Source organism: Nocardia halotolerans (assembly GCF_042650145.1).
Classification (GTDB): domain Bacteria; phylum Actinomycetota; class Actinomycetes; order Mycobacteriales; family Mycobacteriaceae; genus Nocardia; species Nocardia halotolerans.
The window spans coordinates 16,199-38,355 of the sequence record NZ_JBHSDL010000045.1; the positions used below are offsets into that span (position 1 = coordinate 16,199).

Below are 22,157 nucleotides of genomic sequence, written 5' to 3' on the forward strand. Positions count from 1 at the left end.
TTCGTGCGCTGTGTTCGGCGTCACGTAATTGCCGGGAGCGGCGTGAAATAGTAGCCGACGACCGAGGGTTGTGAACGGCAAAGGCAATCGGACTACGGTCCGGTTGTGGGCAAGTTTCGAATCGCAGATGAGGACACGATGACCGACACCGCTACCCGCGCCACTTCGAACACCATCACCAGCGTCGCCGACACCACCACCGCCACAGGTATCGGCCTGCTGGTCGTACGAATCGGCTTCGGCGGTCTGATGGCAGCCTACGGCGCCCAGAAACTGTTCGGCTGGTTCAACGGTCCGGGCTGGCAGACCAACGCCGACGGCTTCACCGCCATGGGGTACAACCCCGGCGAACTCTTCGGGACACTGGCCGGGCTCAGCGAGCTGGTGGGCGGCCTGCTGCTGGTGTTCGGCCTGGGCACGCCGCTGGCCGCCGCCATCGTGCTCGGGACGATGATCAACGCGATCCACGTGATGTGGAGCGGTGGCCTGTTCCCGTCGGACCCCGCGGTGCCGGGGTACTCCACCCCGCTGCTGTTCGCGCTGGTCGCGGTCGCGCTGGCCTTCACCGGTCCCGGCCGCTTCTCCCTCGATGCCGGCCGCCCGTGGGCGCGCCAGGGCGTGGTGTTGGGCGCGATCGCCGTCGGGGCGGCGGTGGTCGCCGCCGTGCTGACGCTGATCGCCAAGGCCGTGCTGTGAGCTGATCCGATCGCGAGACGGGCGGCGTGGTGACTTCGGTTGCCGCGCCGCCCTTCTCGTATTCGGTGCGGACCGGCCGAGGCTGCCTGTTCGCCCCGGGTATGCGTGGTTGTCGCCGGTGGGCACTACGCTCGTCGGCGGCGCCGGACGACGCGGTGCCTGCATTGTCCGCGCATCGAAGAGGAGAGCTGCGATGAAGGCTTACGACCTGGGTTTCGGAGACTCGGCGGACAAACTGGCCGAAACACCCGGCGGGGAACCGCTGAATCTGACCGCGCCGGTGCGCTCGGGCTGGATCGGCAGCGAAGGCCCCGCCATCGATCCGGCGACCTGGCCGCGCGGACCGGTCACCGGCCTGCCGATGATGCACGCGCTCACCCTGCGCCTGCCCACCGATTTCCAGCGCCGTGGCCCCGAGTTCCCCGCCATCGCCTTCTTCCAGGGTGAGGGGCAGTACGCCGATGCCACCAACCCGGTCGAAGCCGACGCGAGTTCCGCGGACCCGCTGGCACGCGAGCTGGTCGCCACTCGGCTGCACCCGCAGCTGCGGTTGCTGCACGACGAGATCGGCGGTGTCTTCGCCCTGATCTGGTTGACCGACAAGGAGTTCGGCGACGGACCACTGGCGCCGCCCGCCGATATGCGCCCGCCCGGTTCACCGGTAGCCGACGATGGGGGCTGCAATGCCTGGGACGATGTGCATCCCACGATCGGTGTCTGGCTCGCCGAACGGGTCGGCGACCCGAACGTCGGGGTCCCGCCGGTGGAATACGAACCCGACACCCGCTACGAGGACCCGCTCACCGAGGACTCCGGCTGGAACCCCTGGGCCGAACCCCTGTTCGGCCGCTCCCACCTGGGCGGCACCGCCTTCCCGGTGCAGGCGCTGCCGGAGGGGCTGACGCCGTACTACCTCGAGATCGAAGAAGTCGCCGGTGTGAACTTCGGCGGCGGCAACGCCCAACTCGACTTCGAGTCAGGCGTTTTCGACTGGGCGTGCGGGTAGCTCGACGGCCGCCAGGGCAAAACGTCGCCGAACCCGCAAGCAGCTCTCGGGAGACGGTGTCCGTGGGCGAGGAGGCTGTCGGCGTCGGAACTCACTCTCCTGGCTGCGGAGGTAAATCATCCGCGCGGAAACGGCACCCGGTCACACCACCGAGCATGACAGCCTTGAAGGTGCCCATCCTGATCCGGTTGCCATGATCCGGCGAATGTAGCGTGACGTCGTGATTGCCCGGGCTGTCAGCGTCGATGGTGAGGCTGGTAATGCCGTGTGTCGCGGCGAGATCCCGGACCAGTTGCAGAACTTCGGGCCACTCATCGTCGGAGATCGGCGTCGAAGACGTCAGCATGTCAGTGGTCATCGAGACACTCTGTGAATCTGAATAGGCGCCGAGACAACCCAGCTTGCCCTGGCTACCCTTCACCGCCACCTCCCATTCGAGGTCGGGTGCAACGGTTTTCATGGCTTCAGAAATATTCTGGATCAATGTGGCGAGTCGCTTCTCGGTGTCGGCCAACGATGGAAGCCGCGACATCATGTCCTCGGCATGCGCGATCTCTGCCGGCGAATACTCCTTGTACGGGCTCTCCAACTCGGAGAGACCGCACCCGGCCACTATGGCGACGGCGGCCAAGCATCCGATGACGCGCATCAACGCTGTGCGTTCCATCGTCGTTTTCATCGCACCAACAGCTCCGGGTATTCATCGGCGAGTCCGGCGGTGATGATGGCCATGTTGTACCCGGCTGTACGCAGTTCCCCGTCGGCGCTCGAGCGGGGGGATTCGCTGTGGCCGTTGGCGTCCTCACGGGCGACACCATCGGGAGTGGTGGTTGCACGCACCGATAGTTGCTCGAGGTCGGTGGTCACCGGGTCGGGGCCGAAGGTATGGAAGGTATCGGACATGGCGATCGGGTCGTCCGGAGCGCGCATCACGTAACCGCGACCATTCGCGAGCCCGAGATCGGACTCATCGCGCTCTCTCACCGAGCCCTGGGGCGAGTGGGTAGGCCGACAGCGGTCGTCGGGCTCAGCCGCGCCGGATCCGATTCGGGCGCAGCCGGTTCGACCGCATCCGGTGTGCCCATGCGCACGTGCACGGCGATGCCGATCAGCACGATCAGGTAGACCACGACGTAGATGTTCACCAGCACCTGGTGCAGCGGCCACCACGGTGGCAGCAGGAAGGTGCCGACGCTGACCCAGGTGGGCGTGTACTGGTAGGTCCAGGCCGCGATCGCCACATACAGGCCCGCGGCGGCGAACCACCAGGGCAGGCGGGTCTGGGCACGATGGATCAGGTAGACCAGCAGCGGAACGAACCAGACCCAGTGGTGGCCCCAGGAATACGGCGACACCGCGCAGGCGGTGAGCCCGCCGAGGGCCACCGACAGCAAGGGCTCGTCGCGGCGCTCCAGTGCGGCCGCCAGCCACAGGGCGACCAGCGCGAGCGGAATCGCGATCAGCAACCACAGCCAGATGGGTGCCGGGCCGTGGGTGAGATGGGCGACGGCGCCGCGCAGTGACTGGTTGGCCGGGTGGTCGTCGGCGGCGATCCGGCCGGACTGGAAGAACGTCGAGGTCCAGTACTGGTAGGAATCGCGCGGCAGGATCAGCCCGGTCACCGCGATCGTCGCGAGGAAGGTGAGCGCGGCGGTGCCCGCCGCCCGCCAGCGGCGCTGGGCCAGGTACTGGGCGATGAAGTACAGCGGCGTCAACTTGATGCCCGCGGCGATACCGACACCGAGGCCGCGCAGGCGGCTGTGCTCGCCACGGGAGAAGTCCCACAGCACCACCAGCATCAGCCACAGGTTGATCTGCCCGTAGTACAGCGTGGTGCGCACCGGTTCGGCGAACACGCAGGCCAGCGTGATCAGCACGCTGAGCAGCGCCAGGCGCGGGGTCAGCCGGTAACCGAGCATCCGCCAGCTGCGCAGCACACAGGCGAACAGCACCACCAGATTGAGCACCAGCCAGGTGGTGGTGACATGCGCCCACGGCACCAGCATCAGTGGCAGGAACACCAGTGCCGAGAACGGGGTGTAGGTGTAGAGCAGCCCGTAGTGGGTCGGCTCCAGGTAGAGGGCGCGGTCGTGGAGCAACCGCCAGGCGCCGTCGCGGTAGATGTGGACGTCGAGGCCGCCGACGAGGATGCCGCCGCTGTCCATCCATGGGTCCATGGTGGTGAACAGGGCTGTCACGCCGGCGATGGCGGTACCGAGGAGCAGGAAGAGCGTCAATGTCATGCGCGGGAGTTCCGCGCCTCGAGATCTCTGCGCCACGGTCGTGCTACCGGCCGGCTCGCGTCGTATGCACGAAAGAGAACCTACCGCGCCGGGGAGGTGGGCCCCGGCGGCGGCTCACTTCTGGTAGGCGCGGCCTATGACCCCCGCGGGTGTTCGGCTGCGCGCGGGTGGTCATGGCCTCACACCGTGGTGTGCAGTGCCAGCATGGTGTCGGCGCCGTGGTGGAACTCATAGGCGAGCTTGCGCAGCGAGGTGCGGATGCCCTTGTCGTGCAGTTCGGTGCGCAGGTGGTCGATCAGCTCGTCGAGCGGGGCGCCGGTGTGATCGAGCAACGGGTACACGCGGACTTCGGTGGTGGCCACCCGGGTGAGTTCGAGCAACGCGGCCAGGTGGAAGTCGGCGTCGAGCCGATCGGCGTAACTGAACAACAGGTGTGAGCTCAGGGCCAGGTCGAACGCGCCGTCGGGGCAGGGCAGCGAGGGCAGGGCACCGGCCAGATAGCGGTGCGGTGCGGTGCGCACGTCCGCGGCGAAGCGGGCCGCGGCGCCGCGCCGGATCGTGGCGTGCTCGGCGGTACCGCCGTACCAGTCCCAGCGATAGCGCCCGGCGTGGCGCTGCGCCCAGGCCACCGCACGTTCGGTCTCCGGAGCCGCGCGCGCCGCCAGTTCGGCGGCGGTGGCGTCGTAGATGGGATCGATCGCGGTCACCTCGGCGCCCAGTGCGCTGGCTTCAGCCGTGAAACTCGCTGCGCCACCGGGGCAGTCGAGGATCCGGCGGCCCACCAGATCGCGATCGGAGAGCTGGAACATCGCGCGGTACTCGGCCAAAGATCTTGCGCTGACCAAAAATTCGCCGAGTGCCGCGCCATCGGCGTGGTGCTTCATCAGCCCACGTTCTCACGAGATACGTTCAACCGGTAGCGAATTCACCGGGTGTGGTCACCCGGATTGCACGACCCGGCGACCACGGATGGACCGGCTCACGCCGAATCGGTGAGCCGGCGCAGCGCCTTCGCGACGACCTGGGGATCGGTGGTTTCCCAGTACGGCGGCAGCGAGGCCCGCAGGTAACTGCCGTAGCGGGCGGTGGCCAGGCGGGAATCGAGGATGGCCACCACCCCGCGGTCCTCCACACTGCGCAGCAGCCTGCCCGTGCCCTGGGCCAGCAGCAACGCGGCATGGTTGGCCGCCACGGTCATGAAGCCGTTGCCGCCGCGCGACTCCACCGCCCGCTGGCGCGCGGTGAGCAGCGGGTCGTCCGGGCGAGGGAACGGAATGCGGTCCAGGATCACCAGACTCAGCGACGGACCCGGCACATCGACGCCCTGCCACAGCGTGAGCGTGCCGAACAGCGAGGTGGCCGGGTCGTCGGCGAATTTGCGGACCAGCGCGCCCATCGAATCGTCGCCCTGACACAGCACCGGGGTGTCGAGCCGTTCCCGCAGCGCCTCGGTGGCGGCCTTGGCGGCGCGCATCGAGGAGAACAGGCCGAGCGTGCGTCCGCCGGCCGCGGTGATGAGCTGCTCGATCTCGTCGAGGTAGGTGGGCGAGAGCCCGTCGCGGCCCGGTGCGGGCAGATGCTTGGCGACATACAGGATGCCGGACTTGGCGTGGTCGAACGGGGAGCCGACATCGAGGGAACTCCAGCGCACCGACTCCAGGTCGGCCGGGGGCTGGGCGCCGTTGGCCAGCGCCGGATCCATCGTGCCGCGGGACTGCGACGGCAGACCCCACGTGATCGCCAGGCCGTCGAAGGAACCACCGATCTGCAGGGTCGCCGAGGTGAGCACCACGGTCGCGGTGCCGAACAGCCTGCTGCGCAACAGCCCGCCCACCGACAGTGGCGCCATCCGCAAAGTGCGTCGCGCGACCCCGCGCAGCTCGTCGGCCGAGAGCCAGATGACATCGCGCCGCGCCGCCGGATCGGATTCCTCGAAGGCGGTGAGCGCGCGCACCGCGGCGTCGTGCACGTCGTCGAGGGCGGCCACCGCCATGGTGCGGGCGGCGGCATTGTCGGGGTCGTCCTGGGTTTTCACGCTGCCCTGCGGCGCGATCGCGGTGCGCGCGTTCCACGCGGCGTCGCGGACCAGGGCCAGTACGGGGGCGATGCCGTCGGGCAGCTGATCCCAGCGGCCGGGCGGCAGCTCCTCGATCGCCTCGTGGAAGGCCTCGGCGGCGCCTTCGAGCCGGTCGACCTCGCGTTCGTCGATCAGTTTGGTGCAGCGGCGCGCGGCGGCGCTGATCGCGGTCGCGGCGAGCTCGGCGGTGGCCACGCCGGTGACCCGGTCGACCAGTTCGTGCGCCTCGTCGATGACGACCACATCGTGTTCGGGCAGCACCCCGATGCCACTGATGGCGTCGATGGCCAGCAGCGCGTGATTGGTGACCACCACATCGGCCTGCGCCGATTCGGTGCGTGCCTTCTCGGCGAAACAGTCCTGACCGAACTGGCAGCGGGACTTGCCGAGACATTCGCGCGAGGACACACTCACCTGCCGCCACGCGCGGTCGCTCACCCCGGGCGCGATCTCGTCGCGGTCGCCGGTCTCGGTGTCGGAAGCCCACTCGTTGAGCCGCTGTACCTCGCGGCCGAGCCGGGAGACGGCGAAGGCGTCGAACAGTTCCGCCTCGCCGCCGGTGTCTTCGGGGATCACACTGTTGATCTTGTTCAGGCACAGGTAGTTGTTGCGGCCCTTGAGGATCGCGAACTGCGGTGAGCGCCCGAGTGGTTCGGTGAGGGCCTTGGCCAGGCGTGGCAGATCCCGGTCGACGAGCTGACGTTGCAGTGCGATGGTTGCCGTGGAGACCACCACGGTGCGGCCGGTACGCACGGCATGACGCAGGCTCGGCACCAGGTAGGCCAGCGACTTTCCGGTGCCGGTGCCCGCCTGCACGGCCAGATGCTCCCCGGTGTCGATCGCGTGATCGACCGCGCTGGCCATGGTCGTCTGCCCGGTGCGCTCGGTGCCGCCGAGCGCGTGCACGGCGGTGGCGAGCAGGTCGGCGACGGGGGGAAGTTCGGGCACGCAGGCAGCTTATAGGGAGCCTCGGACAGGTTCGCCCGAGTGCCGTCGAAGCTGTGCGAGCGCCGGCTCAGCGGTCGGCGACGAAGTCGTCGAGGTGGTCGCGGACGTAGTCGAGCACGCGTTGTTCGAAGTCCTCGGGTTCGTTGACGTCGTAGATCTCGTCGGGGTCCTCGGCGCGGTCGCCGGCCGGGCGGCGGATCTGGCCGGGATTGGCCAGCACCTGGTGCTCGTCTTCCCAGAAACGGTCCAGGGCGTCGTCGGCGCGGCTGAGCGAAGCGTCGCGGGCGGCCAGGATCGCGGCGGCGGCCAGGCGGGGCATACCCGCGGCACGCAGACCGCGGGTGGCCCAGGGCAGTTCGGTGCGGCGGGTGCGCAGGTAACCGCTGAATCCGGCGTCGAGGACGCTGGTGTGCAGGCTCGCCAGGGCCAGCAGATGGGCGAAGGCGGGTGGGAGCTGACCGAAGGCGCCGATGCCGATGCGGTGCAGGTCGTCGGTGGCCGGGTTGGACCAGAAGACGATGTCGGCGGCATCGTGGATGCTGTCGACCTCGGCCAGCGCGGTGGTCAGAGCGGCCCGGGCCTGCGCCGGAAATCGGTAGTCCATGTGGCAAGTATTCAGGGGTGCGTGCGCACCCCGGCGTCGCGGAGGGTGCGAACAGCGGTCTCGGTCGTGTCGGGGGCCACCCCGGCGGTGAGCTCGAGCAGGACATGAGTGTCGAACCCGGCCGCGCGCGCGTCCAGGGCGGTGGCGCGCACGCAGTGGTCGGTGGCGATGCCCACGATGTCGACGGTGTCGATGCCGCGGGTGCGCAGCCAGTCGGCCAGCGCGGTGCCGTCGGGTGCGGCGCCCTCGAAACCGGAATAGGCGGCGGTGTATTCGCCCTTGGCGAAGATCTCCTGGATGCCGGAGGTGTCGAGTGCCGGGTGGAAATCGGCGCCGGCGGTGCCCACCCGGCAGTGCGGTGGCCAGGTGTCGACATAGTCGGGGTCGGTGGCGAAATGGGCGCCGGGGTCGATGTGCCAGTCCCTGGTCGCGACCACCGCGTCGTAGGGCTCGCGGGCGACGTGGTCGCTGATCGCCGCCGCCACCGCCGCACCACCGGTCACCGCCAGCGACCCGCCTTCACAGAAGTCGTTCTGCACGTCCACGATGATCAATCCGCGTGCCATCTCGTCCTCCTTCGTCGATGACACCATTGTCCACCGATCTCCCCGGCGTCTCAGTCCAGGAAGGTGGTCGGCACCGCGGGCTCACCGTCGGAGAGCTTGAGCCCCTCCCACGGCAGGCTCACCAGCCCCTGGGCGACCAGCTCACGACTGCGCGCCAGAGTCGCCACCCCGTCGACCGGTTCGCCCGCGCGGACCAGCGGCACCTGCAGCTCCCTGACCTGGAACCCGTCGGTGGCCGGAGCGGGCGCACCGGCCGGGTACACGATCTCCTCGACGATGGTGCCCGTGGCCCGCGCCAACCGCACCGCCTTCTTGGTGCCACCGCGCGACTGCTTGTGGCTGCTGCGCTTGGCCACCGGAATGCCGTCGACCTCGACGAGCTTGTAGACCATGCCCGCCGTGGGCGCCCCCGAACCGGTGACCAGCGAGGTGCCCACGCCGTACACGTCGACGGGTTCGGCGCGCAGGGCCGCGATCGCGTATTCGTCCAGGTCGCCGGAGACCACGATGCGGGTGCCGGTGGCGCCGAGTTCGTCGAGCTGATCGCGGACCTGCCTGGCCAGCACACCCAGGTCACCGGAGTCGATGCGCACCCCGCCCAGCTCGGGCCCGGCCACCTCGACGGCGGTGGCCACGCCCCTGGTGATGTCGAAGGTGTCCACCAGCAAGGTGGTGCCGACGCCGAGCGCGTCGATCTGACCGCTGAACGCGGCCGCCTCGTGCTCGCCGTCGGCGCCGCTGTGCAGCAGGGTGAACGAGTGCGCGCTCGTGCCCGCCCCCGGCACACCGAAGCTGCGCACGGCCTCGAGATTGGAAGTGGCGTCGAAACCGGCGAGGTAGGCAGCGCGCGAACTCGACGGCGCGGCGAGCTCGTGGGTGCGGCGCGAGCCCATCTCGATCAGCCGGCGTCCGGCCGCCGCGCTCACCATCCGCGCGGCCGCCGAGGCGATGGCGCTGTCGTGATTGAAGATCGACAGGATCAGGGTCTCCAGCACCACGCAGTCGGCGAAATTGCCGCGCACCGACAGGATCGGCGAGCCGGGGAAGTACAGCTCACCTTCGGCGTAACCGTCGATGTCGCCGGTGAAGCGATATTCGCGCAACCAGTCGACGGTGTTCGCGGGCAGGAACTTCGCCGCCACCGCCAGCTCGCCGGGTCCGAACCGGAACCCGGACAGCGCGTCGAGCAGCCGTCCGGTGCCGGCCACCACGCCGTAGCGGCGACCATGCGGCAAGCGTCTGGCGAACACCTCGAAGGTGCACTGCCTGCGCGCCGAACCATCGGCCAGGGCAGCGGCCAGCATGGTGAGCTCGTACTGGTCGGTCAGCAGCGCGGTGCTGGCTTCGTCACGGATCTGCACACCCGAAACTCTAGTCACCGCGGGTGTTGTTTCTGGGCGGGCTCGTCGTACCCTGGGGTTTATGGCCCTGTGCAATTCCGTTCGAGCCGGCGCCGTGACCGACGCCGTGAACGCCGCACTGTCGGCGCCACAGGCGACGCCGGAGGCTACCGAACACACCGAAATTCTCGAGGCCGAGGACCGGCCGTGGGTGACCGTCGTCTGGGACGACCCGGTCAACCTGATGCACTACGTCACCTACATCTTCCAGAAGCTGTTCGGCTACAGCAAAGCCAAGGCGACCGAGTTGATGCTGCAGGTGCACAACGAGGGCAAGGCCGTGGTGTCGTCGGGCTCGCGCGACAAGATGGAACAGGACGTGCGGCGTCTGCACGCCGCCGGCCTCTGGGCAACCATGCAGCGCGACGACTGAGCAGAGCGCTGCGCATCTGAGTAACCTGGCCCTGTGCGCAAGTGGAGCAGAAAGAACTCGCTGAGCGGTCTCAAGCTGCGATCCGAAATGGACGAGCACGAGGCCACCGTGTTGCGCTCTCTGATCGGTGCGGTGTCGGGCCTGCTCAGTGACCGCGCCACCGAGTCACCCGAGGACGAACTCGCCGCGCTCACCGGGCTGCGAACCGGCAACGCCCGCCCGCCCGAGGACCCGCAGCTGTTGCGTCTGCTGCCCGATTTCCACCGCGCCGAACCGGGTTCGCCCGACGCCAAACGCGCCGACCTCAACAGCGCCCTGCGCAGCTTGCACGAGCCCGAGATCATCGACGCGAAACTGGCCGCGGGCCGGGTGGTGCTCGACAGCTGCCCCGAATCCGGCGGCAAAGTGGTGCTCACCCCCGAGCAGGCCGACGCCTGGTTGGCCGCGCTCACCGATGTGCGGCTGGCCCTGGGCACCCTGCTCGACATCGATGACGACACGCCCGAGCACTTCGATCCCGAAGACCCGCGCGCCCCGCACCTGGACGTGTACCACTGGCTGACCTGGATGCAGGACTCGCTGCTGCAGGCCCTCGCGCCCTGATGCCCGGCGCCACGGGGCCCCGCGATTCGATCACCGATGTGGCCGGTGTGCTCGTCGGTCACCATCAGCGCCTCGACGAGCGGGTCACCCTCGGTTCCGGCGCCGCGACCGGTACCACGGTGGTGCGGGTGCCGGGTGGCGCCACCGCCTCGGTGGACGTGCGCGGCGGCGGACCGGGCACCAGGGAAACCGATCTGCTCGACCCCGCCAACACGGTCCGCCAACTGCACGCGGTGCTGCTCACCGGCGGTAGCGCCTACGGGCTGGCCGCCGCCGACGGGGTGATGCGCTGGGCCGAGGAACACGGCGAAGGCATCCCGATGGACCCCGCCGACCCCAGCCGGGTGGTGCCGATCGTGCCCGGCGCGGTGATCTTCGATCTGCCCGTCGGCGCCTGGGACATCCGGCCCGACGCGGACTTCGGTTACCGCGCCGCCGCCGCGGCCGCCACGGAATTCGCTCGCGGCACCGTCGGCGCGGGTGTGGGCGCTCGCGCCGGAGCACTCAAAGGCGGGATCGGTTCGGCCAGTGTGGTGCTCGGGGACGGGCCCGGCGCGGGCGTCACCGTCGGCGCGTTGATCGTGGCCAATCCGGTCGGTTCGGTGGTCGACCCGCGTACCGGTCTGCCCTGGGGCGCGGGTACCGACGGCCCGGAGTTCTTCGGGCTGCGTCCCGGCACCGCCGCCGAACTCGCGGCCCTGGCCGAGATCCCGGTGAAGGGCACGGCCCTCAACACCACCATCGGCGTGGTCGCCACCGACGCGGACCTGGATCCGGCGGGCTGCCGGCGCCTGGCCGCCACCGCCCACGACGGGTTGGCGCGCGCGATCCGGCCCGTGCACTCGCCCCTGGACGGCGACACCGTCTTCGCCCTGGCCACCGGTGCGGTGCGCGTCCCGGCCACTGCGCTGCCCGCGGCCTTCCCACCGGACCTGCTGTTGCTCGACCAGCTGTGCACCGCCGCCGCGGTGGTGGTCGAACGCGCGATCGTCGACGCCGTACGCAGCGCGACCTCGATCGCCGGCATCCCCGCCTACCACGATCTGTTCCCCCGCTGAACCGGTCGTCGCAGGTGGGGACCGGCGTGCGGGACCCCCGGAATACCCGCATAGGGTGAGGTGGTTGTGCCGGATGTGGAAAGGGTCGACAAGTGCTGGTGATCAGAGCCGATCTCGTTGACGCGATGGTGGCGCACGCGCGCGCCGATCACCCCGACGAGGCATGCGGTGTCATCGCGGGCCCCGAGGGCAGTGATCGGCCGGAACGCTTCATCGCGATGGTCAACGCCGAACGTTCGCCGACGTTCTACCGGTTCGATTCCGGTGAGCAACTGCGGATCTGGCGCGAAATGGACGATGCCGACGAGGTTCCCGTCGTCGTCTACCACTCCCACACCGCCACCGCGGCCTACCCGAGCCGCACCGACATCTCCTACGCGGGCGAACCGGAGGCGCACTACGTGCTGATCTCCACTCGCGATCCGCAGGAGCACGAAGTGCGCAGCTACCGCATCGTCGACGGCGAGGTCACCGAGGAACCGGTGCGCATCGTCGAGTCCTACGACGCCTGAAACCGACAAAAGTCATCACCTGAGGAGTTCCCATGCCGGTAACCGTGTCCATTCCGACCATCATGCGTGGTATCACCGGAGGTGAGAAGCGGGTGCAGGGCGAAGGCGCCACCCTGTCCGCGCTGATCGACAACCTCGAGGCCAACCACCCGGGGCTGGCCGAGCGCCTGCTCAAGGACGGCAAGCTCAACCGCTACGTCAACATCTACGTCGACGACGAAGATGTGCGCTTCTCCGGTGGGCTCGCGGCCGAGGTCCCCGACGACGCGTCGGTCACCATCCTGCCCGCCGTCGCGGGCGGCAGTGTCGACCTCGGCACGCACCGCTGAGCCGTGGCCCGCTACGAATCGCTGATCGCGACCCTCGGCAACACCCCGCTCGTCGGCCTGCGCACCCTCTCACCCCAGTGGGACGGTGACGATCACGTCCGCCTGTGGGCCAAACTCGAGGACCGCAACCCCACCGGGTCGATCAAAGACCGGCCCGCCCTGCGGATGATCGAACAGGCCGAAGCCGACGGGCTGCTCACCCCAGGTTGCACCATCCTGGAACCGACCAGTGGCAACACCGGTATCTCGCTGGCCATGGCGGCCAAGCTCAAGGGCTACCGCATCGTGTGCGTGATGCCGGAGAACACCTCGGTGGAACGGCGTCAGCTGCTCACCATGTTCGGGGCCGAGATCATCGATTCGCCCGCGGCCGGTGGTTCGAATCAGGCGGTGGCGCTGGCCAAGCAGATCGCCGCGGAGAACCCGGAATGGGTGATGCTCTACCAGTACGGCAACCCGGCCAACGCGCTGGCGCACTACGAGGCCACCGGTCCCGAACTGCTGGCCGACCTCCCCGGGATCACCCACTTCGTCGCGGGCCTGGGCACCACCGGCACCCTGATGGGCACCGGCCGATACCTGCGCGAACAGGTCCCCGGCATCGAGATCGTGGCGGCCGAACCGCGCTACGGCGAACTGGTCTACGGGCTGCGCAACATCGACGAGGGTTTCATTCCGGAGCTCTACGACGAGAAGGTGCTCACCACCCGTTTCTCGGTGGGCCCCTACGACGCGGTGAAGCGCACCAGGGAACTGGTCGGTGAGGAAGGCATCTTCGCCGGCATCTCCACCGGCGCCATCCTGCACGCGGCGCTCGGCATCGCCAAGAAGGCGCACAAGGCGGGCAGGCGGGCCGACATAGCGTTCGTGGTGGCCGACGGTGGCTGGAAATACCTGTCCACCGGCGCCTACGACGGAACCCTCGACGAAGCCGAGGAGAAGCTGGACGGCCAGCTCTGGGCCTGAGCCCCAGCCGGTGTTCGAGACGTGGCGCGGCAGTCGAAATATGTTCGCTCCAGCTGGGAGGCGCGATTTCGGTACGCTCGGTGGTAATGGGCTGAGAATCGGTCCTGGCTCGAGTGGAGGCGGTGCACGGTGAGCGGTGGGGTCGGTGCCTCGTTCGATCCGGAGCGGATCGCGGGGTTGAGCGGACAGACCGGCGAGCCGCCCCCGCGGCGTGCGGCTGGTTGGGTGCGGGCCGCGGTGGTGATGCTCGGGTTCGTCGGCACGCTGTATGTGATCGAGGGCGTCGACATGGTGCTCTCCAGCGATCGGCCGGTGGGCGCACCGGGGCAACTGGACGCGGCGGGCATCGAACCGCGCTCGGCCGACGGGCTCGACGGCATCCTCTGGGCCCCGCTGCTGCACGGCGGCTGGGACCATCTGATCGCCAACACGCTGCCGCTGCTGATACTCGGCTTTTTCGTCCTGGTGTCGGGTCTCGGGCGTGGGATCGCGGCGACGGCGATCATCTGGGTGGTCGCGGGGGTGGGTACCTGGCTCACCGGTTCGGCGGGCAGTGTGCACGTGGGCGCCTCCTCGATCGTGTTCGGGTGGCTCACGTATCTCATCTGTCGCGGCTGGTTCGCGCGCAATACTTGGCAGATCGTCGGCGGGCTGGGGATCTTCCTGTTCTACGGGTCGATGCTGTGGGGAGTGCTGCCCAGCGACCCCCGGATTTCTTGGCAGGGGCATCTTTTCGGGGCGGTGGGTGGAGTGCTGGCAGGCTGGGTACTCTCTTCAGATGAACGTCGACGCCGCCGTGAAGCACCGTTCGGCCGCGCAGTCCCAACGCGGTAGCCGGGGATCCGGTCTGGAAAATGGGGGGATCCCGCAGTGAGTACCAGCACGTCGTGGCAGCATGATGGCATGCGCCTTACCGTCCTCGGGTGCTCGGGCAGTGTGTCCGGCCCGGATTCCCCCGCGTCGGGATATCTGCTGACGGGCCCGGATATGCGGCCGACCGTCATCGATTTCGGCCCCGGGATCTTCGGCGCGCTGCAGAAGCACATGAACCCGGCCGAGGTCGACATCTTCCTCACCCACCTGCACGCCGATCACTGTCTGGATCTGCCCGCGCTGCTGGTGTGGCGCCGCTACCACCCGAGCCCGCCCACCGGGCAGGCCGTGGTGCGCGGCCCCTCCGACGCGGCGCTGCGGATCGGCAACGCCTCGGCCGAGATCGGCGGGGAGACCGACGACTGGTCCGACGTGATCGACTCGCAGGTGTGGGCCGAGAATGTCGCGGTCCCGTTCGGGCCCGGGCACACCGTGGAAGCCCGGCGGATGTATCACCCGCCGGAGTCCTACGGACTGCGCATCACCGCGAACAACGGCCGGGTCTTCGTCTACACCGGTGACACCGCCATGTGCGACGCGGTGGTCGAGCTGGCGCGGGGCGCCGACGTGCTGATGTCGGAGGCGTCGTGGACCCACGATCCGGCCAATCGCCCTCCGGGCATTCATCTTTCGGGCACCGAGGCGGGCGAGATCGCCACCCGGGCCGGCGCCAAGGAACTGCTGCTCACCCACATTCCGCCGTGGACTTCCCGCGAGGACGTGATCGCCGAGGCCAAGGCCGCTTTCGCCGGGCCGGTGCACGCGGTGTCGCCGGGGGAGACGTTCGACCTCTGAGGCGTCGAGGTTAGTGTGTGAGCCGTGTCGAGACGAGCCGATGGCAGGGCGGATGACGAACTCCGCGAGGTAAAGATCACCCGGGGCTTCACCGAACATCCCGCGGGGTCGGTGCTGGTCGAATTCGGGCAGACCAGGGTGATGTGCACGGCCAGTGTCACCGAGGGGGTGCCGCCGTGGCGCCGCGATTCGGGCCTGGGCTGGCTGACCGCCGAATACGCGATGCTGCCCGCCGCCACGCACACCCGCAGCGGGCGTGAGTCGGTGAAGGGCAAGGTCGGCGGTCGTACCCAGGAGATCAGCAGACTGATCGGACGTTCGCTGCGTGCCTGCATCGATCTGGCCGCGCTCGGCGAGAACACCATCGCCTTGGACTGCGACGTGCTCCAGGCCGACGGCGGTACCCGCACCGCCGCGATCACCGGCGCGTACGTGGCGCTCTCGGATGCGGTGACCTATCTGGCCGCAGCGGGCAAACTGGCCGATCCGCAACCGATCTCCTGCATGATCGCCGCGGTGAGTGTGGGTGTGGTCGACGGGCGCGTGCGCCTGGATCTGCCCTATGAAGAGGACTCGCGCGCCGAGGTCGACATGAACGTGGTGTCCACCGACACCGGCACGCTGGTCGAGATCCAGGGCACCGGCGAGGGCGCGACCTTCCCCCGCTCCACCCTCGACAAGCTGCTGGACTCCGCGCTGGCCGGCTGTGAGGAACTGTTCGCGATCCAGAAGGCGGCTCTCGCGCTGCCGTACCCGGGCGTGCTGCCCGAACCGGCCGCGAAGCGCTAGTCGTGGCCGTGCGAGTGCTGGTGGCCAGCCGAAATGCCAAGAAGCTGAACGAACTTCGCCGCATCCTCGACGAGGCGGGTGTCGCCGGCATCGAGCTGGTGAGCCTGAACGAGGTGCCGCCCTACGCGGAGGCACCCGAGACCGGAGTCACCTTCGAGGAGAACGCCGTCGCCAAGGCGCGCGACGGCGCCCTCGCCACCGGAATGCCTTGCGTAGCAGACGATTCCGGCATCGAGGTGGACGCGCTCAACGGAATGCCCGGTATCTTGTCGGCGCGCTGGGCGGGCAAGCACGGCGACGACGCCGCCAACAACGCGCTGCTGCTCGCCCAGCTCGCCGATGTCCCCGACGAACGCCGCGGCGCCCGCTTCGTCTCCACCTGCGCGCTGGTCCGACCCGATGGCACCACCACCGTGGTGCGCGGCGAATGGCCCGGCACCATCGCCCGCGCCCCCCACGGCGAGGGCGGCTTCGGCTACGACCCCCTCTTCCTCCCCGAAGGCGCCACCACCAGCGCAGCCACCCTCACTCCAGCCGAAAAAGACGCCGCTTCCCACCGAGGCCGCGCCCTGACCCAACTCCTCCCCACCCTCGCCGCCCTCACATAACCACTACGCCCGGCCCCCGGCATCGCCCGAGTGGGCCACCACCGCCAGCGCGTAATGATCAACTGACCATCAGGCTCTGGTGGCGAAGGCTACTCGGCCGATGTTTACGTGAGTGCCTGGTGGTCCTACGTCCAGGACGAAGGCCGCCGGGGTGGGGGCTAGAGGGCGTACTGGTGTTTGACGTCTTTGGCGTTGCGGTGTTCTACGAAGAAGGAGAGTAGGGGGATGGTGCCTGCCAGTAGGGTGCCTACGGTCCGGCCGATGGGCCAGCGGACCTTTACCGCGAGGTCGGCGGTGACCAGTAGGTAGGCGAAGTAGACCCAGCCGTGTACGACCGCGATCCAGCTGGGGGTGTCCGCGCCGAAGCCGTACTTGGCGACCATCTCGACGGTGAGCAGCAGCAGCCACAGGCCGGTGAACCAGGCCAGGGCCCGGTAGCGCAGCAGGGCCGATGCGATCTTCGCCGTCGGGGCGCTGCCCGGGGCGGCGGTGTCCGCGGGCGGCGACGGGGCGGTGGTGGGGTTGTCGGTCACCCGGCGTTCCTCTCAGGGGAGTGCAGGTCGGCCTCGCGAACCTGCGCGTCGATATCGCTGGCGTGCAGGTGCGCCAGGTACTGGTTGTAGGCGGCCGTCTCCGGGTCGTCGGCGGGCGCGGCCTGCGGGCGCTCCGGCAGAATTCCCGCCGGGATCTCGCGCGGCGCCTCGTCGGCCGCACTGCGCGCGGACGCGGGCTGTTCGACTTCACGCTCGAGTCGTACGAAGCGCACGTAGGCGAACACCGCGAACGCGGCGAACAGCGGCCATTGCAGGGCGTAGCCGAGATTCTGGCCGGTGCCGGTGGCCGAGTCGAAACGCTCCCACTGCCACCAGGCCAACGCGAGACACCCCAGCGCGACGACGATGACCAGCGCGATCAGGGCCGCCCGATTGTGCGCCGGGCGCGGAGATGGAACGGACACGCGTTCCACGGTACCCGCCTACTACAGCTCACGTAGGACCAGGTCGCGGCCGGGACGGAGGTCACAGTTGTGCCCGCGACGCGGCGCGCCGATCTGCCGGTGACGACAGACCGAGGCGGCGAGTCAGCGTGCCGCCCTGGCACGGAAGGTCTGTCGGTAGGTGGTGGGCGAGACACCGATGGTGGTGGCGAGGTGCTGGCGCAGGGAGGCGGCGGTGCCGAGGCCGGCTTCGGCGGCGACACGGTCGATCGGGAAGTCGGTGACCTCGAGCAGGTGGCGAGCGAGATCGATGCGCTGGCGGGTCAGCCATCGGCCGGGTGGCAGCCCGGTTTCGGCACGGAAGCGGCGGCAGAAGGTGCGCACACTCATGCGGGCGTGCTCGGCCAGCTCGGTGAGGGCGAGCGGACGGTCCAGGTGGGTCAGTGCCCAGGCGCGGGTGTCGGCGGTGCTCTCGGCGGCGGTTTCCGGGATCGGGCGATCGATGAACTGGGCTTGGCCGCCGTCGCGCCACGGCGGCACGATGCACAGGCGCGCGACCCGGTTGGCGACGGCGCTGCCGTGATCACGGCGCACCAGGTGCAAGCACAGATCGATGCCCGCGGCGCTGCCCGCCGCCGTGAGGATGCGGTCGTCGTCGACGAAGAGGACATCGGCGTCCATCCGCACACGGGGGAACAGTGCGCGGAACCGGTCGGCCTGGGCCCAGTGGGTGGTGGCTTGGCGGTCGTCGAGCAGGCCGAGCCCGGCCAGGGCGAAGGCCGCGGTGCAGAAACTCACGATGCGGGCACCGGAGCGCAGCCGCGCCAGGGCATCGGGTAATTGCGGTGGCAGCCAGTCGGTTTCGGCGCCATCGCAACCGGTGAACGGCGGAATCACCAGGGTGTCGGCCTCGTCGAGCGCGGAGCTGTCATCCGATACCGAGATCAGATAGTCGGCGTTGGTCGGCACCGGTGCGCCGTCGAAGCTGCAGGTGCGGACGTCGTAGAGCGGTGTGCCGCCGGGGCCGACGGCGGTGCCGAAGATCCTGGCCGGAATGCCGAGTTCGAACGGATACACGCCGTCCACGGCCAGAACCACCACACGATGCATGGCAAGATCCTTGCACATATTGGCCTCCTTGCCACTCGTCACCGGATGGCCGGCCCGGCATCGTGGTGCCCACACGGCCGGTTCACCACGAATCGGACTGGGAGACAAAGGGAGACAACTCATGCGGGCAATCGGTCAGGACACCTTCGGCGGACCCGAGGTGCTGCGGGTGATCGAGGTCGACAAGCCGACGCCGGGCCCGACGGAAGTGCTGATCCGGGTGCACGCGGCCGGGGTGAACCCGACCGACTCCTGGCACCGCAGCAGCGGTGGCATCATCGGCGAGATCATCCCGCTGGGCTGGGACGTATCCGGCGTGGTCGAGGCGGTCGGTCTCGGTGTGACCCTGTTCGCCCCCGGTGACGAGGTGTTCGGCATGCCGCTGCTGCCGCGTCCGGCGGGCGCCTACGCCGAATACATCACCGCACCGGCGCGGCACCTCGCGCGCAAACCCGCGAATCTCACCCACATCGAGGCGGGCGCGTTGTCACTGGTCGCGCTCACCGCCTGGCAGGCGCTGGTCGACACCGCCGATGTGCGGGCGGGCCAGCGGGTGCTGATCCACGCCGCGGCGGGCGGGGTGGGTCATGTCGCGGTGCAGATCGCCAAGGCACGCGGCGCGTACGTGCTCGCCACGGCGCGCGCCGACAACCACGACTTCGTGCGCGGCCTGGGGGCCGACGAGGTGATCGACTACTCGACAACCGATTTCGTCGAAGCCGCCCGCGACATCGACGTGGTCGTCGACACCGTCGGCGGTGCGTACGGCCCGCGCTCCCTGCGGACGCTGCGGCCCGGCGGCATCGTCGTCTCGCTGGCCTCCCCGGCCGAGGCCGCGCTGACCGAACAAGCGGAGCCGCTCGGGGTGCGTGCCGGGTTTATGATCGTCGAGGCCGACGCGGCGGGGATGAAAGCCATCGCTGAGCTGGCCGAGGCGGGCGCGCTGCGACCGCACGTGGACAAGGTCCTGCCGCTCGAGCTCGTGAGCAAGGCGCACGAGATCAGCGACACCCAGCGCGCCCGCGGCAAGATCGTGCTCGCGGTCGCGGAGTGAATCAGAACTTGTAGCTGATGCCGGTCATCCGCTCGGATTCGGTCCACAGCCTGCGCAGCAGTTCGGGATCGCGGGAGATCTTGCTCGACGGGCAGGCCTCGACCGGGCCCTGGGACTGCATCCACCGGTTGGGGCCCCAGTAGACGGCCGGGTCGGCGTCGGGTTCGGTGGCCGCGAACAGGGTGGAGTGGGCGGCTTTGGCCGGCGCGTGGCCGATGAGCTTGATGAACGGCTTGCTGACCCGGTCGAGCGGGGTCTCGGTGCGGGCGAACAGGTCGGTCGCCGAGACCCCGGGGTGCACGGCGTAGGACTTCTGGGCCGAACCGGCTTCGGTGAGCCTGCGCTGCAGTTCCCGGCCGAACATCAGGTTGGCGAGTTTGGCCTGGGCGTAGGCCAGGTTGCGCTGGTAGCGGCGGTTCTCGTAGTTGAGGTCGTCGATCCACAGCTTCGGTGTCTGTTTGTGCGCGATGCTGGCGATCGACACCACCCGGTCGCGGATGCGGCCGAGCAGCAGGCCGGTGAGCGCGAAATGGCCCAGGTGGTTGACGCCGAACTGGGTTTCGAATCCGTCGGCGGTGCGCGAGAACGGCACGTTCATCAGCCCGGCGTTGTTGATGAGCACATCGAATTCGCCCTGCTGGGCGGCGAATTCGCGCACCGAAGCCAGATCGGCGAGGTCGAGCGCGGCCACCCGCACGTCACCGTCGATGGCGTCGGCGATCGGCTGTGCCTTGCTCGCGTTGCGGCAGGCCATGATCACGGTCGCGCCCTTGCCCGCCAGTACCCTGGTGGTTTCGGCACCGAGGCCGCCGTTGGCCCCGGTGATCACGAACGTGCGCCCGGACTGGTCCGCGATGTCAGTTGGTTTCCAAGCCATCCCCTGACCTTACTCTGGAGTAAGGTCAGGGGGAAGCGCTAACCGAGCAGCCCGGTCAGCGTACGGACGCAGGTGGGACTGCGCAGCTTGGTCATGGCCTTGGCTTCGATCTGGCGCGCCCGTTCCCGCGACAATCCGAGCTCCGAACCCACCTCCGCCAGTGTGCGTCCCGCACCGTTGTCGAGGCCGAACCGCAGCCGGATGACGGTGGCCTCGCGTTCGGTGAGCACCGTGAGCGCCCGCTCGAGGTAGCCGCCGAGCAGGCGGTCGGCGACCACGTCCGCCGGTGCGGGGGCGGTGTCGGGCAACAGTGAACCCAGCTCGGTGTCCTCGCCGACCGGCGCCTGCAGCGAGACCGGCTCGGCCTCGTAACGCAACACCGCCTCGACCTGGGCGACGGTGAGCTCGGTGGCCACGGCCAGTTCCTCGGTGGTGGCCGCGCGCCCGAGCTGATGCGCCAGCTCGCGCCGTATCCGGATCACCCGGTGCAGCACCTCGGCCACATTCGAGGGCAGCCGGATGGTGCGGCCCTGATCGCTGAGCGCCCGCCCGATCGACTGCCGGATCCAGTAGGTCGCGTAGGTGGACAGCTTGAGGCCGCGCTGGTGATCGAACTTGTCCACTGCCCGCATCAACCCGAGCGTGCCCTCCTGGATCAGGTCGAGCAGCGACATGCCGGTGGTGGTGGGGAACCGGCGCGCGATGGAGACGACCAGGCGCAGATTCGCCCGCACCATGTGGTCTTTCGCGCGCCGCCCGTCGATGTCGCGGCGGTGCAGTTCCGCTCGCTCGCTCGCGGTGAGCTCAACGCCGGCCGTGTTGTTCTCGGCCAGGGCGGCGCGGGCAGCGGCGCCGGCGGCGATGCGGGCGCCCAGCGCGTACTCCTGTTCGGCGGTCAGCAAGGGGGTGTGCCCGATGGCGCTGAGGTAGTCGCGAATGGGGTCGGCGGTAACGGTCAAGAGCGGCTCCCGTTTCGAAGGGTGGCGAAGGTGGTGGGCCGGGTGGCACACTGGGCGACGAACACAAACTTATAACCAACCTAAAAATATGTCAAGAACATTTTTGGGTCGACTTCAGTTACGCTGAGGGACATGAGCACGCAGGGGCTGAGAGCCAGGAAGAAGCAGCAGACCAGGGAGCAGATCTCCCACCGCGCCACCGAGCTGTTCCTCGAACGTGGCTTCGACAAGGTGACCATCGCGGAGGTGGCCGCCGCCGCCGACGTCGCCAAGATGACCGTCACCAACTACTTCCCCCGAAAAGAGGACCTCGCCCTGGACCTCGGCGCGATCTTCGTCGAGCAACTCGCCGCGATCGTGCGCGACCGCGCACCGGGGCAGTCCGCGCTGGCCGCGCTGCGCGAGGCATACCTGGCCGCGGTGGCCGCCCAGGACCCGGTGATCGGTTTCAGCGGCGCCCCGTTCGCGAAGATGATCACCGACAGCGCCGCCCTCACCGCACGGCTGCGCGAGTTCCACGACGACCGCGAGGCCACCTTGGCCCGCACCCTGGCCGACGAGACCGGCGCCGCACCCGACGACATCACCCCGCGGGTGGCCGCGGCCCAACTCGCCGGCGTGCACCGCGTGCTGTTCGAGGAGATCCTGCGCCGCACCCTCGCCGGGCAGGACGGTTCCGAGATCGCCGCCGCGCTCACCGGATACACCGAGACCGCGTTCGCCGCCCTCGAACCGGCGCTGGGCGGTTACGCCGTGCGCTGAGTACCGGCGCCC

The 22,157-nt window shown here is 69.2% G+C and carries 27 protein-coding genes; 14 read left to right on the forward strand and 13 right to left on the reverse strand.

Annotated features, from left to right (window positions below; genetic code table 11):
- Positions 1–138: 138 nt before the first annotated feature.
- Positions 139–696 carry a DoxX family protein gene (locus tag ACFO5K_RS27250; protein ID WP_378568803.1) on the forward strand — a complete coding sequence of 186 codons (558 nt, stop codon included), beginning with the start codon at positions 139–141 and terminating at the stop codon, positions 694–696.
- A gap of 193 nt (positions 697–889) precedes the next feature.
- The gene (locus tag ACFO5K_RS27255; RefSeq protein WP_378568805.1) at positions 890–1,702 is read left to right on the forward strand and encodes a hypothetical protein; all 813 of its coding nucleotides are present in this window, start codon (positions 890–892) and stop codon (positions 1,700–1,702) included.
- Between the two features lie 91 nt (positions 1,703–1,793).
- Here the strand turns inward: ACFO5K_RS27255 and ACFO5K_RS27260 are convergent, their stop codons facing one another.
- From ACFO5K_RS27260 to ACFO5K_RS27295, 8 genes are all read right to left on the reverse strand, one after another.
- Entirely contained in the window at positions 1,794–2,369 is a 576-nt protein-coding gene (locus tag ACFO5K_RS27260) for an LppA family lipoprotein (protein WP_378568807.1), read from the reverse strand.
- Between the two features lie 8 nt (positions 2,370–2,377).
- Positions 2,378–2,632, reverse strand: a complete 255-nt coding sequence (locus tag ACFO5K_RS27265; protein WP_378568809.1) for a hypothetical protein — start codon at positions 2,630–2,632, stop codon at positions 2,378–2,380.
- 50 nt (positions 2,633–2,682) lie between these two features.
- On the reverse strand, positions 2,683–3,945 hold the full coding sequence (locus ACFO5K_RS27270; RefSeq protein WP_378568811.1) for a glycosyltransferase 87 family protein: 1,263 nt from the start codon (positions 3,943–3,945) through the stop codon (positions 2,683–2,685).
- A gap of 179 nt (positions 3,946–4,124) precedes the next feature.
- Positions 4,125–4,829, reverse strand: coding sequence for a hypothetical protein (locus ACFO5K_RS27275; protein WP_378568813.1), 705 nt, complete (start codon positions 4,827–4,829; stop codon positions 4,125–4,127).
- Positions 4,830–4,924: 95 nt separating this feature from the next.
- Positions 4,925–6,970, reverse strand: a complete 2,046-nt coding sequence (locus tag ACFO5K_RS27280; protein ID WP_378568815.1) for an ATP-dependent DNA helicase — start codon at positions 6,968–6,970, stop codon at positions 4,925–4,927.
- A gap of 67 nt (positions 6,971–7,037) precedes the next feature.
- A complete protein-coding gene (locus tag ACFO5K_RS27285) occupies positions 7,038–7,574 on the reverse strand; it encodes a DMP19 family protein (RefSeq protein WP_378568817.1) in 537 nt (178 codons plus the stop codon).
- An 11-nt stretch (positions 7,575–7,585) separates the two neighbouring features.
- Positions 7,586–8,140 (reverse strand): isochorismatase family protein, encoded by a 555-nt coding sequence (locus ACFO5K_RS27290; RefSeq protein WP_378568819.1) that lies wholly within the window; start codon positions 8,138–8,140, stop codon positions 7,586–7,588.
- Between the two features lie 50 nt (positions 8,141–8,190).
- Positions 8,191–9,501: a nicotinate phosphoribosyltransferase gene (locus tag ACFO5K_RS27295; RefSeq protein ID WP_378568821.1), complete on the reverse strand. Its 1,311-nt coding sequence runs from the start codon at positions 9,499–9,501 to the stop codon at positions 8,191–8,193.
- 61 nt (positions 9,502–9,562) lie between these two features.
- Between ACFO5K_RS27295 and clpS the strand changes: the two genes are divergently transcribed.
- From clpS to rdgB, 10 genes are all read left to right on the forward strand, one after another.
- Entirely contained in the window at positions 9,563–9,913 is a 351-nt protein-coding gene (gene clpS, locus ACFO5K_RS27300; RefSeq protein WP_378568823.1) for an ATP-dependent Clp protease adapter ClpS, read from the forward strand.
- A gap of 33 nt (positions 9,914–9,946) precedes the next feature.
- Entirely contained in the window at positions 9,947–10,516 is a 570-nt protein-coding gene (gene aosR, locus ACFO5K_RS27305; RefSeq protein ID WP_378568825.1) for an oxidative stress transcriptional regulator AosR, read from the forward strand.
- Positions 10,516–11,574: a P1 family peptidase gene (locus tag ACFO5K_RS27310; protein WP_378568827.1), complete on the forward strand. Its 1,059-nt coding sequence runs from the start codon at positions 10,516–10,518 to the stop codon at positions 11,572–11,574. The genes aosR and ACFO5K_RS27310 overlap by 1 nt, the downstream gene beginning before the upstream one ends.
- A gap of 92 nt (positions 11,575–11,666) precedes the next feature.
- Complete coding sequence (locus ACFO5K_RS27315) at positions 11,667–12,086, forward strand: Mov34/MPN/PAD-1 family protein (RefSeq protein WP_378568829.1); 420 nt, start codon at positions 11,667–11,669, stop codon at positions 12,084–12,086.
- Positions 12,087–12,118: 32 nt separating this feature from the next.
- Positions 12,119–12,415 (forward strand): MoaD/ThiS family protein, encoded by a 297-nt coding sequence (locus tag ACFO5K_RS27320; RefSeq protein ID WP_378568831.1) that lies wholly within the window; start codon positions 12,119–12,121, stop codon positions 12,413–12,415.
- Positions 12,416–12,418: 3 nt separating this feature from the next.
- Complete coding sequence (locus ACFO5K_RS27325) at positions 12,419–13,381, forward strand: PLP-dependent cysteine synthase family protein (RefSeq protein ID WP_378568833.1); 963 nt, start codon at positions 12,419–12,421, stop codon at positions 13,379–13,381.
- Positions 13,382–13,624: 243 nt separating this feature from the next.
- Positions 13,625–14,215, forward strand: a complete 591-nt coding sequence (locus ACFO5K_RS27330) for a rhomboid family intramembrane serine protease (RefSeq protein ID WP_378568899.1) — start codon at positions 13,625–13,627, stop codon at positions 14,213–14,215.
- Positions 14,216–14,284: 69 nt separating this feature from the next.
- Positions 14,285–15,049 carry a cyclic nucleotide-degrading phosphodiesterase gene (locus ACFO5K_RS27335; RefSeq protein ID WP_378568835.1) on the forward strand — a complete coding sequence of 255 codons (765 nt, stop codon included), beginning with the start codon at positions 14,285–14,287 and terminating at the stop codon, positions 15,047–15,049.
- Between the two features lie 24 nt (positions 15,050–15,073).
- On the forward strand, positions 15,074–15,838 hold the full coding sequence (gene rph / locus ACFO5K_RS27340; protein ID WP_378568837.1) for a ribonuclease PH: 765 nt from the start codon (positions 15,074–15,076) through the stop codon (positions 15,836–15,838).
- A gap of 2 nt (positions 15,839–15,840) precedes the next feature.
- Entirely contained in the window at positions 15,841–16,446 is a 606-nt protein-coding gene (gene rdgB, locus ACFO5K_RS27345; RefSeq protein WP_378568839.1) for an RdgB/HAM1 family non-canonical purine NTP pyrophosphatase, read from the forward strand.
- A 158-nt stretch (positions 16,447–16,604) separates the two neighbouring features.
- Here the strand turns inward: rdgB and ACFO5K_RS27350 are convergent, their stop codons facing one another.
- The 3 genes from ACFO5K_RS27350 to ACFO5K_RS27360 form a co-directional block, all read right to left on the reverse strand.
- Positions 16,605–16,979 (reverse strand): DUF3817 domain-containing protein, encoded by a 375-nt coding sequence (locus ACFO5K_RS27350; protein WP_378568841.1) that lies wholly within the window; start codon positions 16,977–16,979, stop codon positions 16,605–16,607.
- Positions 16,976–17,404, reverse strand: a complete 429-nt coding sequence (locus ACFO5K_RS27355) for a transcriptional regulator (protein ID WP_378568843.1) — start codon at positions 17,402–17,404, stop codon at positions 16,976–16,978. The genes ACFO5K_RS27350 and ACFO5K_RS27355 overlap by 4 nt, the downstream gene beginning before the upstream one ends.
- A 123-nt stretch (positions 17,405–17,527) precedes the next feature.
- Positions 17,528–18,511, reverse strand: coding sequence for a GlxA family transcriptional regulator (locus tag ACFO5K_RS27360; RefSeq protein WP_378568845.1), 984 nt, complete (start codon positions 18,509–18,511; stop codon positions 17,528–17,530).
- Positions 18,512–18,614: 103 nt separating this feature from the next.
- On the opposite strand from ACFO5K_RS27360, the gene ACFO5K_RS27365 reads away from it, so the two are divergent.
- On the forward strand, positions 18,615–19,547 hold the full coding sequence (locus tag ACFO5K_RS27365) for an NADP-dependent oxidoreductase (RefSeq protein ID WP_378568847.1): 933 nt from the start codon (positions 18,615–18,617) through the stop codon (positions 19,545–19,547).
- 1 nt (position 19,548) lies between these two features.
- On the opposite strand, the gene ACFO5K_RS27370 is transcribed toward ACFO5K_RS27365, so the two are convergent.
- Together ACFO5K_RS27370 and ACFO5K_RS27375 are read right to left on the reverse strand one after the other, a co-directional pair.
- A complete protein-coding gene (locus tag ACFO5K_RS27370; RefSeq protein ID WP_378568849.1) occupies positions 19,549–20,424 on the reverse strand; it encodes an oxidoreductase in 876 nt (291 codons plus the stop codon).
- Positions 20,425–20,462: 38 nt separating this feature from the next.
- Entirely contained in the window at positions 20,463–21,383 is a 921-nt protein-coding gene (locus ACFO5K_RS27375) for a sigma-70 family RNA polymerase sigma factor (protein WP_378568851.1), read from the reverse strand.
- A gap of 132 nt (positions 21,384–21,515) precedes the next feature.
- Between ACFO5K_RS27375 and ACFO5K_RS27380 the strand changes: the two genes are divergently transcribed.
- Positions 21,516–22,145 (forward strand): TetR/AcrR family transcriptional regulator, encoded by a 630-nt coding sequence (locus tag ACFO5K_RS27380; protein ID WP_378568853.1) that lies wholly within the window; start codon positions 21,516–21,518, stop codon positions 22,143–22,145.
- Positions 22,146–22,157: the final 12 nt, after the last annotated feature.

Bases quoted from the DNA above. Each gene is read 5' to 3' on its own strand.
- clpS (WP_378568823.1), top strand. From the start codon at position 9,563: ATGGCCCTGTGCAATTCCGTTCGAGCCGGCGCCGTGACCGACGCCGTG.
- ACFO5K_RS27265 (WP_378568809.1), bottom strand. From the start codon at position 2,632: ATGCGCGCTCCGGACGACCCGATCGCCATGTCCGATACCTTCCATACC.
- ACFO5K_RS27330 (WP_378568899.1), top strand. From the start codon at position 13,625: ATGCTCGGGTTCGTCGGCACGCTGTATGTGATCGAGGGCGTCGACATG.
- ACFO5K_RS27255 (WP_378568805.1), top strand. From the start codon at position 890: ATGAAGGCTTACGACCTGGGTTTCGGAGACTCGGCGGACAAACTGGCC.
- ACFO5K_RS27360 (WP_378568845.1), bottom strand. From the start codon at position 18,511: ATGTGCAAGGATCTTGCCATGCATCGTGTGGTGGTTCTGGCCGTGGAC.
- ACFO5K_RS27270 (WP_378568811.1), bottom strand. From the start codon at position 3,945: ATGACATTGACGCTCTTCCTGCTCCTCGGTACCGCCATCGCCGGCGTG.
- ACFO5K_RS27370 (WP_378568849.1), bottom strand. From the start codon at position 20,424: ATGGCTTGGAAACCAACTGACATCGCGGACCAGTCCGGGCGCACGTTC.
- ACFO5K_RS27275 (WP_378568813.1), bottom strand. From the start codon at position 4,829: ATGAAGCACCACGCCGATGGCGCGGCACTCGGCGAATTTTTGGTCAGC.
- ACFO5K_RS27365 (WP_378568847.1), top strand. From the start codon at position 18,615: ATGCGGGCAATCGGTCAGGACACCTTCGGCGGACCCGAGGTGCTGCGG.
- ACFO5K_RS27285 (WP_378568817.1), bottom strand. From the start codon at position 7,574: ATGGACTACCGATTTCCGGCGCAGGCCCGGGCCGCTCTGACCACCGCG.
- ACFO5K_RS27310 (WP_378568827.1), top strand. From the start codon at position 10,516: ATGCCCGGCGCCACGGGGCCCCGCGATTCGATCACCGATGTGGCCGGT.
- ACFO5K_RS27380 (WP_378568853.1), top strand. From the start codon at position 21,516: ATGAGCACGCAGGGGCTGAGAGCCAGGAAGAAGCAGCAGACCAGGGAG.
- ACFO5K_RS27260 (WP_378568807.1), bottom strand. From the start codon at position 2,369: ATGGAACGCACAGCGTTGATGCGCGTCATCGGATGCTTGGCCGCCGTC.
- ACFO5K_RS27335 (WP_378568835.1), top strand. From the start codon at position 14,285: ATGCGCCTTACCGTCCTCGGGTGCTCGGGCAGTGTGTCCGGCCCGGAT.
- ACFO5K_RS27290 (WP_378568819.1), bottom strand. From the start codon at position 8,140: ATGGCACGCGGATTGATCATCGTGGACGTGCAGAACGACTTCTGTGAA.
- ACFO5K_RS27320 (WP_378568831.1), top strand. From the start codon at position 12,119: ATGCCGGTAACCGTGTCCATTCCGACCATCATGCGTGGTATCACCGGA.
- ACFO5K_RS27250 (WP_378568803.1), top strand. From the start codon at position 139: ATGACCGACACCGCTACCCGCGCCACTTCGAACACCATCACCAGCGTC.